The 15,305-nt window shown below is 39.8% G+C and carries 14 protein-coding genes; 9 read left to right on the forward strand and 5 right to left on the reverse strand.

Translation table 11 applies throughout. From position 1 onward, the window contains the following. Positions 1-240: 240 nt before the first annotated feature. The 7 genes from dnaK (at position 241) to FN809_RS00600 (ending at position 7,583) form a co-directional block, all read left to right on the forward strand. Positions 241-2,157, forward strand: a complete 1,917-nt coding sequence (gene dnaK / locus FN809_RS00570; protein ID WP_142531537.1) for a molecular chaperone DnaK — start codon at positions 241-243, stop codon at positions 2,155-2,157. 230 nt (positions 2,158-2,387) lie between these two features. After that, positions 2,388-2,603, forward strand: a complete 216-nt coding sequence (locus FN809_RS00575; RefSeq protein ID WP_142531538.1) for a dodecin family protein — start codon at positions 2,388-2,390, stop codon at positions 2,601-2,603. A 159-nt stretch (positions 2,604-2,762) separates the two neighbouring features. Further along, positions 2,763-3,650: a LysR substrate-binding domain-containing protein gene (locus tag FN809_RS00580; protein ID WP_142531539.1), complete on the forward strand. Its 888-nt coding sequence runs from the start codon at positions 2,763-2,765 to the stop codon at positions 3,648-3,650. Positions 3,651-3,729: 79 nt separating this feature from the next. Next, on the forward strand, positions 3,730-4,653 hold the full coding sequence (locus tag FN809_RS00585; protein ID WP_142531540.1) for a YeiH family protein: 924 nt from the start codon (positions 3,730-3,732) through the stop codon (positions 4,651-4,653). A gap of 94 nt (positions 4,654-4,747) precedes the next feature. After that, positions 4,748-5,470 carry a sulfite exporter TauE/SafE family protein gene (locus tag FN809_RS00590; protein ID WP_142531541.1) on the forward strand — a complete coding sequence of 241 codons (723 nt, stop codon included), beginning with the start codon at positions 4,748-4,750 and terminating at the stop codon, positions 5,468-5,470. Between the two features lie 286 nt (positions 5,471-5,756). Next, a complete protein-coding gene (locus FN809_RS00595; RefSeq protein ID WP_142531542.1) occupies positions 5,757-6,959 on the forward strand; it encodes a hypothetical protein in 1,203 nt (400 codons plus the stop codon). 57 nt (positions 6,960-7,016) lie between these two features. After that, complete coding sequence (locus FN809_RS00600; RefSeq protein ID WP_142531543.1) at positions 7,017-7,583, forward strand: FMN-binding protein; 567 nt, start codon at positions 7,017-7,019, stop codon at positions 7,581-7,583. A gap of 97 nt (positions 7,584-7,680) precedes the next feature. Here the strand turns inward: FN809_RS00600 and FN809_RS00605 are convergent, their stop codons facing one another. Next, complete coding sequence (locus FN809_RS00605; RefSeq protein WP_142531544.1) at positions 7,681-8,256, reverse strand: outer membrane beta-barrel protein; 576 nt, start codon at positions 8,254-8,256, stop codon at positions 7,681-7,683. 228 nt (positions 8,257-8,484) lie between these two features. Between FN809_RS00605 and panB the strand changes: the two genes are divergently transcribed. Continuing rightward, positions 8,485-9,303 (forward strand): 3-methyl-2-oxobutanoate hydroxymethyltransferase, encoded by an 819-nt coding sequence (gene panB, locus FN809_RS00610; RefSeq protein WP_142531545.1) that lies wholly within the window; start codon positions 8,485-8,487, stop codon positions 9,301-9,303. Positions 9,304-9,458: 155 nt separating this feature from the next. On the opposite strand, the gene FN809_RS00615 is transcribed toward panB, so the two are convergent. Together FN809_RS00615 and FN809_RS00620 are read right to left on the reverse strand one after the other, a co-directional pair. After that, positions 9,459-10,685: a 3-phosphoshikimate 1-carboxyvinyltransferase gene (locus FN809_RS00615; RefSeq protein WP_142531546.1), complete on the reverse strand. Its 1,227-nt coding sequence runs from the start codon at positions 10,683-10,685 to the stop codon at positions 9,459-9,461. Positions 10,686-10,880: 195 nt separating this feature from the next. After that, complete coding sequence (locus FN809_RS00620) at positions 10,881-11,948, reverse strand: 3-dehydroquinate synthase (protein WP_142531547.1); 1,068 nt, start codon at positions 11,946-11,948, stop codon at positions 10,881-10,883. Positions 11,949-12,157: 209 nt separating this feature from the next. Between FN809_RS00620 and FN809_RS00625 the strand changes: the two genes are divergently transcribed. Further along, entirely contained in the window at positions 12,158-12,616 is a 459-nt protein-coding gene (locus FN809_RS00625) for a hypothetical protein (RefSeq protein ID WP_142531548.1), read from the forward strand. 380 nt (positions 12,617-12,996) lie between these two features. Here the strand turns inward: FN809_RS00625 and FN809_RS00630 are convergent, their stop codons facing one another. Both FN809_RS00630 and FN809_RS00635 read right to left on the reverse strand, forming a co-directional pair. Beyond that, complete coding sequence (locus FN809_RS00630; RefSeq protein WP_142531549.1) at positions 12,997-14,193, reverse strand: pyridoxal phosphate-dependent aminotransferase; 1,197 nt, start codon at positions 14,191-14,193, stop codon at positions 12,997-12,999. Positions 14,194-14,309: 116 nt separating this feature from the next. Then, positions 14,310-15,293 (reverse strand): porin, encoded by a 984-nt coding sequence (locus FN809_RS00635; protein WP_185957383.1) that lies wholly within the window; start codon positions 15,291-15,293, stop codon positions 14,310-14,312. Between the last annotated feature and the right edge of the window lie 12 nt (positions 15,294-15,305).

The following is a 15,305-nucleotide window of genomic DNA, read 5'->3' on the forward strand; positions in this document are numbered from 1 at the left end:
TGAGCTACACAGAATTATCATATTTTTACTGGATGTGGTTTTATTAAGTATCCCAACAAGACGTATAGTATATAAATGTCTTTTTGTCACAAAACATGACAGTCTTTAATGTGTTATCAACGCGCTCGTGTCAATATTTCATTATTATGTCACATTTTTATACTGGCACAGCATTTGAAACAAGGCTGTCCGAGTTAATAAAAAAGACTATTTACAAATTGTATATAAAATTAAAATAAAATGGGAAAAATAATTGGAATCGACTTAGGTACAACCAACTCATGTGTTTCTGTTATGGAAGGTAGTGAGCCCGTTGTAATCCCAAATAGCGAAGGAAAAAGAACAACACCATCTATTGTTGGATTTATTGATGGAGGAGAAAGAAAAGTAGGTGACCCTGCAAAACGACAGGCCATAACAAACCCTTCAAAAACGATATACTCTATTAAGCGTTTTATCGGAAGCAATTTCGATGAGATTCCGAAAGAGGTGTCGCGTGTACCTTATGAGGTTGTTAAAGGCGACAACAATACGCCACGTGTGCAAATTGACGACAAGAAATATTCCTCACAGGAAATTTCTGCCATGATTCTGCAGAAAATGAAGAAGACGGCGGAGGATTATCTGGGGCAGGATGTTACCGAGGCTGTTATCACCGTTCCTGCCTACTTTAACGACTCACAGCGTCAAGCGACTAAAGAAGCCGGGGAAATTGCAGGTTTAACGGTTAAGCGTATCATTAATGAGCCTACAGCTGCTTCATTGGCCTATGGTCTGGACAAGATGCACAAGGACATGAAGATAGCGGTTTTTGACCTTGGTGGAGGTACGTTCGATATTTCTATCCTTGAGCTTGGCGATGGAGTGTTTGAGGTGAAATCGACCAATGGCGACACCCACCTTGGTGGTGATGACTTCGACGATGTGATTATCGACTGGTTAGCCGAAGGTTTCCTGAAAGATGAAGGTATCGACTTACGCAAGGATCCGATGGCGCACCAACGTTTAAAAGATGCAGCCGAAAAAGCCAAGATAGAGCTTTCGAGCAGCAGCTCAACTGAGATAAACCTTCCATATATTATGCCTGTTGACGGTATACCAAAGCACTTGGTGCGTACATTGAGTCGTGCCCAGTTTGAGCAATTGGCCGACAAATTGATTCAGGCTACACTGGAGCCTTGTAAAGCTTCGTTGAAAGATGCAGGCTTATCACCATCGGATATTGATGAGGTTATTTTAGTGGGTGGTTCTACACGTATTCCTGCAATCCAGGAAATAGTAACCAAATTTTTTGGTAAAGAGCCTTCAAAAGGAGTTAACCCCGATGAGGTTGTAGCTGTGGGTGCCGCTATACAAGGTGGTGTTTTAACAGGCGAAGTTAAAGATGTGTTGCTGCTGGATGTTACCCCGCTTTCGTTGGGTATTGAAACAATGGGCGGTGTGATGACCAAATTAATTGAGTCTAACACTACCATTCCAACCAAAAAAGCAGAAACATTTACCACGGCAGCCGATAATCAGCCATCTGTAGAAATACATATATTGCAGGGTGAGCGCCCAATGGCCAATCAAAACAAAACCATCGGACGCTTCCATTTAGATGGTATTTCTCCTGCACAGCGTGGTGTGCCACAAATTGAAGTGACTTTTGATATCGACGCAAATGGTATTTTGCATGTGTCGGCCAAAGACAAAGCAACCGGTAAAGAACAGAGCATCCGTATTGAAGCTTCTTCAGGTTTGAGCGAAGAGGAAATTAAGCGTATGAAAGATGAAGCAACGGCCAACGCCGAAGCCGATAAGCAAGCCAAAGAGAAGATTGATAAGCTTAACGGAGCCGATAGCCTGATATTCCAAACAGAAAAGCAGTTGAAAGAGTTTGGCGATAAATTACCCGCCGACAAAAAGGGCCCTATTGAAGCAGCCCTGGAAAAATTGAAAACTGCACACAAAGCAGAGGATTTGCCAGGTATAGATGCGGCTACCACCGAATTGAACACCGTTTTTCAGGCGGCCTCGCAAGAAATGTACAATGCCAGTCAGGCACAGGATGGTCAGCAAGCCGGTAGTGCACAGCCAGGAGCAGAAGCACAAGGCAGCGACGACAAAGGCGGTGATGACGAAGTAACTGACGTAGATTTTGAAGAAGTGAAGTAATCCTTCTCTTTATAAAAGTATAGAATAATTAAAAGCCCCGGGATACCGGGGCTTTTTTGCTTCATGCTGTACCATGTTTCCAATCACTTACTTGTTTTTATTTAAACCGCTATATTCCTCCTTGATTTTCTGTATATTATGTTGTAATTTACCTCTTGTTGCAATCAGCTTAATTGAATAGTGCTTCTAGGATTTTATATTAATTACTCATTTAACAAAAATTATCAGTTATGGCAGAAAGTGTTTATAAAGTAATTGAATTGGTAGGTACAAGTACCGAATCATGGGAAAAAGCAGCAGCTGCTGCTATAAGCAGAGCATCCGAATCCTTGCGCGACCTTAGGGTAGCAGAGGTGTCTAAACTCGATTTAGTAATCAATGATGGTAAGGTTGAGGCTTACCGAGCCCGCCTGTCGGTTTCGTTTAAATATGAATCAGGTGAATAAAGCCGTAAGATAATAACCTTACTAAACATGTATAATTCCGCCATTTTTGCATTAAGTGGCGGTTTTTTTTACTCGTAATCATTAAGTTGATATTTCCCAGACCTTGTAGTTTCATTTTCATCTTGTTTACCTTTAAATAATAATCTATAACTTTGCTTTATGGATCATAAAGACAAAGTGTTTTTGGCCGTAGCCGAAAATTTAAGTTTTTCGAAGGCTGCCGAAGAGTTGTTTATCAGCCAACCGGCGGTAAGTAAGCATATTAAAGAGCTCGAGAGTAATTTAAACAGTACCCTATTCGAACGAAAGGGCAACAGAATATATCTTACCCAGGCAGGCAAGGTGAATTACGAGTATCTGAAAAAAATTGAATTGCAATATGCCGAACTCGAATTTGAATTGGGCAGGCTCAACAACACCTACAAAGGTATCCTGAAAATAGGTGCCAGCTCAACCATATCGCAATATGTAATTCCGGAAGTGCTGGCTTTATTTTATAAACGCTATCCCAATATCGATCTGCATCTTTATAGCTCCAACTCTTTTTACATAAAACAAATGCTTCTTGAGGGTGAAATTGACATAGCATTGGTGGAGAATGCCTCATCGCTAGCTGCTTTAAAGTACATCGACTTTTTAGATGATGAGTTAGTAGTGGTGACAGGCAGCAACAGCGTTTATGCTAAGCGTAAACAGATAGTACTGTCCGATTTTAAAGAAATGCCTATTGTGTTACGCGAAAAAGGTTCCGGCACATCGGAGGTAATTAACCGTGCCTTAAAGGCTAATAACCTACGAATAGATGATTTAAATGTGATTATACATTTGGGGAGTACCGAGGCCATTAAAAATTTTCTGTCTGATTTTGACGGAATAGCGTTGGTTTCTGAAAAAGCAATAAGTAAGGAACTGCAACTCAAAACTATTGTAAAAATTAAGGTCAAAAACCTTGTACTATCACGTAAATTCCGGATTGCATTGCGCCAGGGCAATGTGGCTAACAATGCACTTACGTTTATTAATTTACTCTCATCACATAACTTTTAGTTATCGCATATAGCAAATTTGTATTTGCTTTAGCTATTTGCATGGTTTACTTTTGTTGCATCAATTAAAACAAAATAACATGGCATTTACGGCAAAGCAAACACAAATTATTTACTTTTTGGTTGCAATACTTTGTTTTACACCCTTATTATCACCGGCTACTGCCTTGGTAATTGGTATTGTGTTTTCGTTGTTGGGGATAAAAATAAAGTCAAATCACGGATATACTTCTTTGTTTCTTAAAGCATCCATTGTTTTGATGGGCTTTGGAATGAATTTAGCGCAGGTAATAGAAACTTCGCAATCGGCTTTTTTAGAGACGGCTATTTCGGTAGTGAGCGTTATGGTGTTGGGTGTTTTTTTAGGAAAGTTGTTAAAAGTGGATTCCAAAATAAGTTTGCTGATTGCATCGGGTACTGCCATATGTGGAGGAAGTGCCATAGCTGCTGTATCGAGTGTTTTGAGCACTAAAAATTACCAGGTTTCGTTTTCGTTGGTGGTCATTTTTATTTTAAATGCGATTGCTCTGTTCTTATTTCCATACCTGGGGCATATATTTAATCTTTCGCAAGATACATTTGGCCATTGGGCTGCCATTGCTATTCACGACACAAGTTCGGTAGTAGGAGCCGGAGCCATATACGGCGAAAAGGCACTGCATATTGCCACAACGGTCAAGTTAATTAGGGCATTGTGGATAATTCCCTTGTCTGTTGTGATATCAATTGCGCAAAAGGATAAAAAAAATAAAATCCAGTTTCCTTACTTTATTTTACTTTTTGTTTTAGCCATGGTTATTGCCCATGTTGTTCCGGCTTGGGAAAGCACATATGAGCATTTTAATTGGTTGGGAAAAAAAGGAATGGTAGTGGCATTATTTTTAATTGGTACGGAAATTTCGCTGGATGAAGCAAAAGATGCAGGATTAAGAAGCTTTATCCTCGGTATTTTGCTTTGGGCTATTATCGCTTCGGGCTCCCTTATCATGCTCTTTTTAAAATAAGTGTTAGAATAGATTAGACTTTTTCGTACAAGGGAAAGCATTTGTAAATAAAATATTAGTAGGTAATTTTTAGCTTGCGATAAAAAGGAGAAAAATGGAATTATTTTGGATATTACTTATTGTTTCTGTTGCAAGCCTTATTAAAGGAATTACAGGTTTTGGATTTGCATTGGTAGCCTTGCCACCTCTGCTTATTTGGTATACACCGGTACAAATAATTCCGGTGTTGTTGCTGTGCAACCTTCTGTCATCTGTTATTATTGTGCTGCAAAAAAAAGACCAGGCGCTTGTTAAGCCGGAATACAAAACCTTAATTATTTGGGGTGGACTCTTCTCCTTAATGGGAGCGGCCTTGCTAAAGTACATACCCGAGAATATAATGATACGTGCGATAAGCGTGGTATTTATTGTGCTTACCCTTTTAAGCATATTTAGTTTTAAACGAACCGTTAGGATTTCTAAGCTTACCTACAAGATAAGCGGTGGGCTTATTGGTTTTTTAACCGGTGCCGTATCCGTTAGCGGTCCACCCTTGGCATTGTTATTAAACCTTACAAAGGTAAGCAACAGAGAGTTTCGCGAAATATTTTCGTGGTTTAACATTGTAACTTCTGTAGTTGCCATTGCAGGCTACCTTGGTATGGGCTTACTTACCCATGAAACTATAAAAACGGTGGTGTTGTTTGCACCCATTTTGTACATGGGTTCCTTTATAGGCAAACGAATTAATAGTTTTATCCCCGGCATTATTTTTAGAAATGCCACATTGGCCATTACGTTGGTTTCGTGTATTGTATTGTTGATAAGAACGGCATAGATGCTACCCGGATTGGGATAGAATATCCTTATTATTGGTTATGTGTTTTTTTTAGATTTTAGTATGTGGTTGCGGTTTAATCGATTGTAAAAAGTTGTTAGTGAGCTTGTTGTATGTGTTGCGCTTTGTGTTGAAGCCAAATGTATTGCATCCCTGTTATTCACTTCTCTCATCAAATTTTAGCTATAAATGGTTATTTCCCGCAAAAAGGTAATGAAATACCTTTGTATTGTTGAGGTGATAAAAGAATCACCTCATTTATTAAAACTAATTAAACCAACAATTGATGAAGACTATATTTTTATTTATGGCTTTAACCGCGTGTTCTATTGTAATGAGAGCTCAGGTGGCCGACAATCAAAATCAATATTTTAATGCTGCCGAAAAAATGTTGCAAACAGAGGGCAACTTACAAGTAGGCGGTTATGCCGAGGTGCACTACAATCAACCCCTAAGCTCAGCTGTTAAAAGTAATGGAAAATTAGACGTGCACAGAGTTGTAATGTTGTTTGGCTATCAATTTAACGAACGGACCCAATTTATAACCGAAATTGAATTTGAACATGTAAGCGAGGTGTATATTGAGCAGGCTTTTTTGCAGTATAAGATAAATAATGCACTTAATCTAAGAGCCGGTTTAATATTAACACCTATGGGTATCATTAACGAATATCACGAGCCTAATACTTTTAATGGGGTAGAGCGTCCGCATATAGATAAGTTAATAGCACCTACTACCTGGCGCGAGATAGGGGTAGGTTTTACGGGTGTAGTTGTTCCGGCTAATATGCGATATCAGGCTTACCTGATGAATGGTTTTAACGGTTTTAACGGGGCAGGTAAATTTCGTGGTAAGGATGGTCTGCGCAAAGGGCGGCAAAAGGGTGCGGAATCCTATATTAGTTCGCCCAACTTTACCGCTAAAGTGGAATATTTTGGTATCAGAGGACTTAATCTGGGGCTGTCGGGATATGTGGGTAAGTCGCAAAGTACATTGTATGATGGCATAAACAAAGATGATGTTAATGCCTTGGCGGTGGCCGATTCTTCTGTGATAAATATGGCTATGATTGGTGCCGACTTTCGTTATTCACGAAGTGGCCTTAGTGTAAAGGGGCAGTTCTATTATAATAGTTTGGGCAATACAAACGAGTACAATGTGTTCACGGCCAAAGATGGTAAAAATAACGATCTTGGAAAATCAATGATAGGTTACTATGCCGAAGTGGGCTATAATGTTTTTAATACCGTTGAGGAGGTTAAAACGGAGTTGATTCCATTTATTAGATTGGAGAAGTACGATACACAAAATTCATTGGAGAAAGGAATAGTGCGCAATAAGGCTTATGCAGCCAACGTTATCACTACCGGGCTTACCTGGAAAGTGGCACCCAATGCTGCATTTAAGTCCGATGTACAGTTTGTGAAAACGGAAGCCGACAATAAGGCCAAAGCCTCTTTTAATGCCGGTTTTGGTATAATGTTCTAGGCTCACATAGCCAGTAAGTTAAGAAGCAAGTGTTTTACCCTGCTATACAATTAAATCATGATGAGTAAAAATAAATGGATATTGGCCACTCTTTGCACATGGCTGCTTGTTACATCCGGTATGGCACAAGCCAATATTGATTATACCCACAGAACCTTAAAAAAGGAAATGGAAAAAAACTGGGGTGCTAAATTGGATGATCTTATTCAAATGGAAATGGCGGCAGGTACGTCGTTGGAAGGTCAGTTTTTTACGGTGATGAAACCAAATACCAAGTACGTGTATGTGGGTAGGGTGAATAGTTGCCGTAGCGGAGGATGCAATATAAGTACCGAATCCCAGGGAAGCTCAGAATATTTTGATTATTTTATTTTCTTTGATGCTAAAGCTAATGTGGAGCTGATTAAAGTGTATAACTACGCAGCTACCCATGGCCACGAAGTGATGGCAAAGGGTTGGTTAAAGCAATTTAAAGGATATAACAATAGCAAGGAACTCCGGGTGGGGAAGAATGTGGATACTATATCCGGTGCTACTATCTCAGTAAACGCAATAACGGAAGATATCCGGCAAAAAACCAACCTGATAGTCAATCTCCTTAACTCAAAAGTAGCAAGCAAATAATGAGCAGCCTACCTCGTATGGTGAATTTTATAAATTAAAATAAAAACTTCCCTCAAAACAGACTTTGAAGGGAAGTTTTTTTTATCCTTCTTGCTACTTAAAACCGGAAGCTAACACCAACACTCAGATAGCTTACGCCAAAACCTATTTCGCCAAAGGCACCTATATGAGGGGTAAAAGCATAGCGGATACCGGCAAACAAATCGGTAACCAGCTTAGTATTATTGTTTTTTAATTTTTTACTGGTGTTGGGCTCGGTGTATTTGGCACTTTCAAATTTAAGCCCCAGAAAGGCACCGCTATACACATCCAGGTTTTGCCAGTCTTTATTGCCTGTCAGGTCAACCATATCAAAGTGGTAGGCGGCCCTTGGTCCGATTAGGGTTTGACTTAACTTGTACGATACAGATTGGCTTAATATTGGTGCATTATATTCGCCACCGGCCAAGGATAGTAAACCGCCTACACCAATATAACCAATCCCAATTTTATCACTAATCCCGTATTCGTAGAGAGCGCTTATCGCAGGCGATTGTTTTGTGTAGGCGTGGTCGTACATAGACGGGATGCCAATAGAAATACCGATGCTTTGCTGCCCAAATGTTAATGGCTGGGCTAAAGTAGAACTTAAAACGCCTAAAAAAAAGGCGATAGTTAATGATAATTGTTTCATAATATGTGTGTTGCTTTTATTTGTTTTTTAACTGTTTATTTCTTATTTTTCTTTACACTCACCACTCAATACTCACCACCCGCTGCTTCCACTCATCGCACCTTGTCTCATGCGATAAAACGCACAAAAATATAAAATATTAGATAAGGTAAAAGGTTTAACATTTTGTTACAGACTGCACCTAACAATTTATTAACTTTGTAGCAGTTAAAAACAAAATGGTAGATTATGTCGGTAACAATGAATCGTCAACGAAAGGTGACTACTCATGTATTGAGTGAAATGAAGCATAATAAGGAAAAAATAGCTATGCTAACTTCTTATGATTTCTCATTGGCCAAGATTGTAGATCAGGCTGGTGTGGATGTTATATTGGTTGGCGATTCCGCATCGAACGTGATGGCGGGGTGGGAGACTACCTTACCCATTACTTTGGATCAGATGATATATCATGGTGCTTCCGTTGTACGTGGTGTAAAACGAGCACTGGTGGTGGTGGATATGCCTTTTGGTACCTATCAGGGTAATTCTAAAGAGGCACTGTCGTCGGCTATCAGAATAATGAAAGAAACAGCCGCTGATGCGGTTAAACTGGAAGGTGGTGCCGAGGTAGTAGAATGTATTACCAGAATACTTTCGGCCGGCATACCCGTAATGGGGCATCTTGGTCTTACACCACAATCTATCCATAAGTTTGGGACTTATACGGTTAGGGCCAAGCAGGAAGATGAAGCCAAAAAACTGATTGAAGATGCCCATTTGTTACAGGAAACCGGCTGTTTTGGTATCGTATTAGAAAAAATACCCGCTGATCTGGCTAAAAGAGTGGCCGATGAGCTTACCATTCCTATCGTAGGCATCGGTGCCGGTAGTGGTGTGGATGGTCAGGTATTGGTGCTGCACGATATGCTGGGCATCAATCAGGAGTTTTCGCCGCGTTTTTTGCGTCGTTACCATAATCTGTTTGCAGAGATAAGCGGCGCCGTAGGTAATTATATCCAGGATGTAAAATCGGTTGATTTCCCCAACGAAAGAGAGCAGTATTAAAGCCCCCTCCATCTCCCCCGAATGGGGGAGGGAATGGAAAACCGCTCTTTGAGCGCTTTGGGTGTGACGTGAAGATAGCCTCCAATTAACAAAGTAATTGACAGCTTGGAAAATGTCCTGAAGACATGCTTTTCTTTTTTTTATGGTGAGGGGGTCTATTTCTCTTTTACCCCAAAACCAAACTCCTTTAAATGATCCCAATACCTGGGATAGGATTTAGATACCACACCGGGATCATCAATTTGCATATCGCCAATAATTAATGCGGCAGGGGCAAAGGCCATGGCCATACGATGATCCTTATAAGTACTAATGCAGGGTTTTTCGTCTTTTTTACAAGTAGCACCGTCCCAGCTTAAATCGTCTATTTGATTAGAGTTGAGTACAAAGCCCATTTTTTTTAGTTCCACAATCAATGCGTTGATACGATCGGTTTCCTTAATTTTTAGGGTCTGCAATCCGGTAAACTTAAAGGGTATGCCTAAGCAACAGCAAGTTACGGCAAAGGTCTGGGCCAAATCGGGCTGTTCGATAAAATTATAGCTAAACTTATTTGTGGTTATTTCGCTACTTGTCAGCATCAGTCCTTTTTGCGAGAACTTAGCGTTTACTCCCAGTTGTTTAAAAAGCGCTGCCACTTTGGCATCGCCTTGTTCGCTGTATCTTTTAAGCCCTTGCAGGTTCAGCTGGCAATCTTTGCTTAAAGCAGCTATCTGGAACCAGTACGATGCGGCACTCCAGTCGGCTTCTACGCTAAAGTCGGTCGCCTGGTAATTGCCTTCGGGTACGGTAATGGTATTTCCTTTCCAATAACTTTTTACTCCAAAGGTTTCCATCATCTTCAGGGTTAATGAAATGTATGGACGTGATATAATTTCTCCGCTCAGTGTTAGTCGTAGGCCATCTTTCATGGTAGGTCCTATCATTAGTAAAGCCGAAATATACTGACTGCTCACATTACCGGACAGCTCCAGATCACCTCCCTCTAAAGCACTTCCGTAAATGCGTAGTGGGGGATAGCCTTCCTGTTCGATATACTCAATTTTGGCACCCAGCTTGTTAAGTGCTTCTACCAATATTTTTATGGGACGCTGCTTCATACGCTCGGAGCCGGTGATGGTCCATTCGCCCACTATTTTGGATAAAAAAGCTGTTAAAAAGCGCATGGTGGTGCCGGCTGCACCTACATCAAATACATTGCTTTCGGACTGAAGTGCTTTAAGCATCAACTGGGTATCGTCGCTATCGGATAAGTTTTTGATGGGCTTGGCGCTATAGGCGAGGGCATTTAAAATAAGTGCCCTGTTGCTAATGCTTTTGGAAGTAGGTAAGGCTACTTTATAGGCTGACACCTGCTTAGGCGCTGAAATGGTATATTGCATTGTTTTATTTTTTTAGTACAAAGTATCAAGTCTTTATTTACGTTTATTTTTTATTGCTATCTCCTTCCTTGCGCTCTCCACTGTATGCGCTGCGCTTTCCGTTCTCCTCCTTTTTTGCTTTTCGCTTTCCGCTATTTATCTTCGTGTCTAACATCGACTACCGAACTCCCAAACCGCAATTCCCACTCCTGGTTCTTAGGCCTCCATGTAAAAATGCAACGCCTCAAATATCTCCTCCTTCGTGCAGTGCTGGTCTATGGCAATCCGGCCAATATCCTTTAAAAGGGTAAAGTTAATCAGGTTTTTCTCGTTCTTTTTGTCATGAGTCATCAAGTTAAACAAGGCATCAAAATCACTTTCAGTAATTGTAAACTTACCATAGATGGAAATGATTATCTGAATTATCGCCTGAACTTTTTGTATAGGGAAAGCACATTTTTTATGGCAAAGGTACAATTCGGCAATCATACCATAGGCAACTGCAAAGCCGTGTAAAACAGGTTTTTTGGTACTCATGGCATAGCTTTCGAAGGCATGTCCGATGGTATGCCCAAAATTTAATGACTTACGCACGTTTTGTTCGGTTGGATCAGTTTTTACAAAGCCCTCCTTTATATGGATGGAGTTTACCACCAGAGGTTTAAGTTTTTCCAGATCGGGATGAAGTATCTTAAAGTTTTTAATCGTTTGCCAGGTGTCCTCCGAATGTATTAGGGCATGTTTTATCATTTCGGCAAAGCCCGATGAAATATTTGCCTGATCCTGTGAGGCAATAAAGTCGTTGCAAACCAATACGGCGGTGGCATGTTTAAAGGCCCCTATCTCATTTTTGTATCCGTTAAAATTAATGCCTGTCTTACCTCCAACACTGGCATCCACCTGGCTCAACAGGGTGGTAGGAATATTTATAAAGTCGATACCTCGTTTAAAAGTTGCTGCAGCAAAACCACCCAGGTCGCAAGGCATGCCACCGGCCAAATTAATGAGTAAGGATTTTCTGTCGGCACCATGGGTATTTAAAAAGTGCCATACTTTAGCCAGTGCATCCACATTTTTATGCTCATCGCCCTGTTCAATAACAAGGTAATTGCTTTCATCAATTTCGGGCAATCCTTTTATCAGTGGATAGCAATGTTGGTACGATCCGCTATCCATCAACAAAAAGACCTTACCTCGTCCATGTTTTTTTATGAGCGTTGAAAGATCCTTTTTTAAATCATCGCTTCCATATACTTTGGATTCACTATCTTCAATTACCTGCATGGTGCTATCTAGTTTGTATTTTTTGTAAAAACTTCAAAAATAGGCAAAAAAGCTTATTCTGCATAGTTAAGCTATACTATTCATGTTTTTTTGAAAATATGGATTTTAAACGAGAGAGGTATTTCCCGGACATATGAAAATTGTATTTCCTCACCCATTTTGTAATTCCCTTATTTTTAATTTTATTTGCTGAAAACAAGGAACGTATTATGAATAATAGAATTACAGCCGGCAGAATACAACTAATATTTACATTTTTTGTGCTTGCATTTTTGGCACTTTGGGTGTGTTCTTTAACCATTCAGTTGTTGATGCTAACCTGGCTTCAATGGACGAGTGCGCTTTTATTTGCTCTTACCGTGTATTGCTTTATGTATGGCGGGTATTTTTACTTTGAGATTTTGGAGAAGGATAAACATATCGAAATTAAGTATTATAATTCTTTTCCCTTTAGCCGCGAGTTTAAGATGTTTCGTATACCGGTTTCCGCTTTTGTAAAATATCAGATTCAAGGTTCCCTGTTTTTCAGACGCAAGTTGTTTGTATTCCAAAAACAAGGTGCCCAGATGGCCAAATACCCGCCCATTATGGTGTCGGCCTTTTCGAGAGAAAATAATGAGGCTTTGCATAAGTTTTTTGCTAAGGTAAAGAAGAAGGGTAAAAAGTAGAATGATATCTTGTTTGATACCTATCTTTAATTGAGGGTTTGACTAGTAATATCAGAGGGAGAATAGGAGAGAGTGTCATGCAAAAATATTTACCTTCTGAGTTGTTTTTAACTGCAGGATAGATAGGTAGGGAGTTGCTGTAATTCACCACTTGCCGGTATGTTAATAAGATAAAATATTTTCGTTGTGAATCGGCTCTTCTTCTTGCATATTGAAAAAAGGGGACTTTTCTGCTGCAAAAATGGAAGTGCCGTACCGATAAGGTGGATAGGACCCATTTTTTTAGTAAAGCGCCCCCATTATTGATTCCCTGCAGTTTGCTTAGTACCCTGTGCTTTATGTTCTTTTATTTTGAGCCTTATGCTCAGTTATTCGTTTTTTTAAATTCTTCCCGGATAAATCGCCAGTGCTTTCTCTAAAACTACCAAGGCTTTCTTTAGGTCTTCGATATTTAGCACATAAGCAATTCTCACTTCATCGTGTCCTCTATTGGGACTATTGTAAAAACCTGATCCCGGAGCCATCATAACGGTTTGTCCTTCATATTCAAAATCACTTAATATCCAACTGCAAAAATCTTCAGCATCTTTTACCGGAAGTTTTACCATGGTATAAAAAGCCCCTTTAGGAAGCAGTGATTTTACGCCCGGTATTTTATTCAACCCTTCTACCAACATATTCCTACGTTGAATATATTCGTTGTAAACTGACTCGGCATAGGCAGGAGTGGCATCAATTGAAGCGCAAGCTGCTATCTGGCCTATCAAGGGCGGACTCAAACGGGCTTGTGCAAACTTAACGGCAGCATTTATTACCTGATTGTTTCTGCTTATCAATGCACCAATCCGTAACCCACATTCGCTGTATCTTTTGCTCACCGAATCAATAATAACTACGTTATCTTCGATGCCTTTTAAACTCAATGCCGAAAAATGTTTGTTATCGTCGTAACAAAATTCGCGATATACTTCATCAGATAATAAAAACAGATCATGCTTTTTAACAAGATCTTTAAGGTCGTTCAGCTCTTCTTCGGTATATAAATAGCCGGTAGGGTTGTTGGGGTTACAGATAAATATACCTTTTGTGTTTGGGGTAATTAGTTTTTCAAACTCTTTTGCGGAAGGGAGGGAAAAGTCATCTTCAAAACTGGAACTAATAGGTTTTATCTTGATACCTACCGCGTTGGCAAAGCTGCTGTAATTCGCATAAAATGGTTCGGGTATAATAACCTCCTCGCCATAGCTAAAGCAGCATAAAAAGGCAAAATTAAATGCTTCGGAACCACCGGTGGTTACCAATATGTCTTCTTTGTTAAGATTAATGCCAAAACGATTGTAATATTCAACTAATTTTTGGCGGTACTCCAGTGTACCGGCCGAGTTGGTGTATTCCAGTACCTTACGATCAATGTTTTTTATGGCATCTATGGCAACTTGGGGTGTGGGTATATCCGGTTGGCCAATATTTAAATGATAAATTTTTACTCCCCGCTCTTCGGCGGCATCCGCTAGTGGTACAAGTTTACGAATGGGAGATAGGGGCATTTCACTACTTCTTCTGGATATTGACGGCATACACTTAGATGTTGATTAAGTTAATATTCAATTCGTTGATTACTTATAAAAGTACTTAAAGCTACATGCTTATTGCCAAATTCCAAAACTATTTACTCATATTTTACAATGAGGCATTAAAAACTTATTTCGCAGTTTATATAGGCGTATTTTATGTGAGGTGCATTATCGGCTGCAGGGGAGAGTGTACGGAAGTTAGGTGCTATTTTTATTCCTTTTACCGGATTAAATTCTGCACCTATGATAAATAAGTGGCCATCCGAGTCGGTATTCCAGTCAGCTTTGGATTTCAGCTTGTCGAAGCGTGCAAATAATTTTGCAGATTTTATTTGTAGGGTGGAGAAAAAAGAAAAACCATGCCAGTCCACTCCTTCTTTCATCTTTCGGTTGGTTTGAAGGCTGTACTCGGCTCCGAGCGCAAGTTTTTTAAATTGATATCCCACAAATAGGGCCGATGTGTTTTGACGTTTTATACTATCTTTTTCCTGGGTTGTGGTTTCGTAATACGCTCTGAGGGTTAAAGCGTCAATCGGATTTATTGTTAGTCCTGCACCGATTGAAAAAATACTGTCTTGTTCAATTTTTTTATGACCTTCGCCATTAACCATTATTAGGTCGGCACTTATTATGTTGTTGAATTGGTAGGCAGCACTGATACCTATATCGGCACTCGAAACAAAATTATGTCGGTTCTGGAAGGATTTTAACAGGTATCGGTATCCCCATTGTTGCTCCTGTGTTTTAAAAGCGGTGGTACCTATCAAACCAAAACTAACTGATAAGCCAGCATTTTTATAATTGACCAATGCGTTTTTTACATAAGCTGCCAGCTGATGTTGACCACCGTCCTTAGGGTTACCAACATCAAATATTACACGTGCCGACCATTTTTTACTAAATGTATGTGCATATCCCAAATAAGCACGTTTAATCTGAAACTGGTTAAATATTTCCCCCTCACTAAAGGTGCTGTGGTAATTGGAAAATATTTTAAGTATAGGTTTTCCTGAAGGTTCAAAAGCCGTTCTTTCTTGTGAAAAAGTTACAAGGGTAAAGCCTAAAAAAAGGACAATGGTAGTTATGATGTTTTTAATTTTCATTTTGCAATAATA

Source organism: Saccharicrinis carchari, assembly GCF_900182605.1.
GTDB classification, from domain to species: domain Bacteria; phylum Bacteroidota; class Bacteroidia; order Bacteroidales; family Marinilabiliaceae; genus Saccharicrinis; species Saccharicrinis carchari.

Coding starts and splice junctions, on each gene's coding strand:
- FN809_RS00630 (WP_142531549.1), bottom strand. CDS start 14,193: ATGCCGTCAATATCCAGAAGAAGTAGTGAAATGCCCCTATCTCCCATT.
- FN809_RS00585 (WP_142531540.1), top strand. CDS start 3,730: ATGGCATTTACGGCAAAGCAAACACAAATTATTTACTTTTTGGTTGCA.
- FN809_RS00590 (WP_142531541.1), top strand. CDS start 4,748: ATGGAATTATTTTGGATATTACTTATTGTTTCTGTTGCAAGCCTTATT.
- FN809_RS00635 (WP_185957383.1), bottom strand. CDS start 15,293: ATGAAAATTAAAAACATCATAACTACCATTGTCCTTTTTTTAGGCTTT.
- FN809_RS00580 (WP_142531539.1), top strand. CDS start 2,763: ATGGATCATAAAGACAAAGTGTTTTTGGCCGTAGCCGAAAATTTAAGT.
- FN809_RS00605 (WP_142531544.1), bottom strand. CDS start 8,256: ATGAAACAATTATCATTAACTATCGCCTTTTTTTTAGGCGTTTTAAGT.
- panB (WP_142531545.1), top strand. CDS start 8,485: ATGTCGGTAACAATGAATCGTCAACGAAAGGTGACTACTCATGTATTG.
- FN809_RS00625 (WP_142531548.1), top strand. CDS start 12,158: ATGAATAATAGAATTACAGCCGGCAGAATACAACTAATATTTACATTT.
- FN809_RS00620 (WP_142531547.1), bottom strand. CDS start 11,948: ATGCAGGTAATTGAAGATAGTGAATCCAAAGTATATGGAAGCGATGAT.
- FN809_RS00595 (WP_142531542.1), top strand. CDS start 5,757: ATGAAGACTATATTTTTATTTATGGCTTTAACCGCGTGTTCTATTGTA.
- FN809_RS00615 (WP_142531546.1), bottom strand. CDS start 10,685: ATGCAATATACCATTTCAGCGCCTAAGCAGGTGTCAGCCTATAAAGTA.
- FN809_RS00575 (WP_142531538.1), top strand. CDS start 2,388: ATGGCAGAAAGTGTTTATAAAGTAATTGAATTGGTAGGTACAAGTACC.
- dnaK (WP_142531537.1), top strand. CDS start 241: ATGGGAAAAATAATTGGAATCGACTTAGGTACAACCAACTCATGTGTT.
- FN809_RS00600 (WP_142531543.1), top strand. CDS start 7,017: ATGATGAGTAAAAATAAATGGATATTGGCCACTCTTTGCACATGGCTG.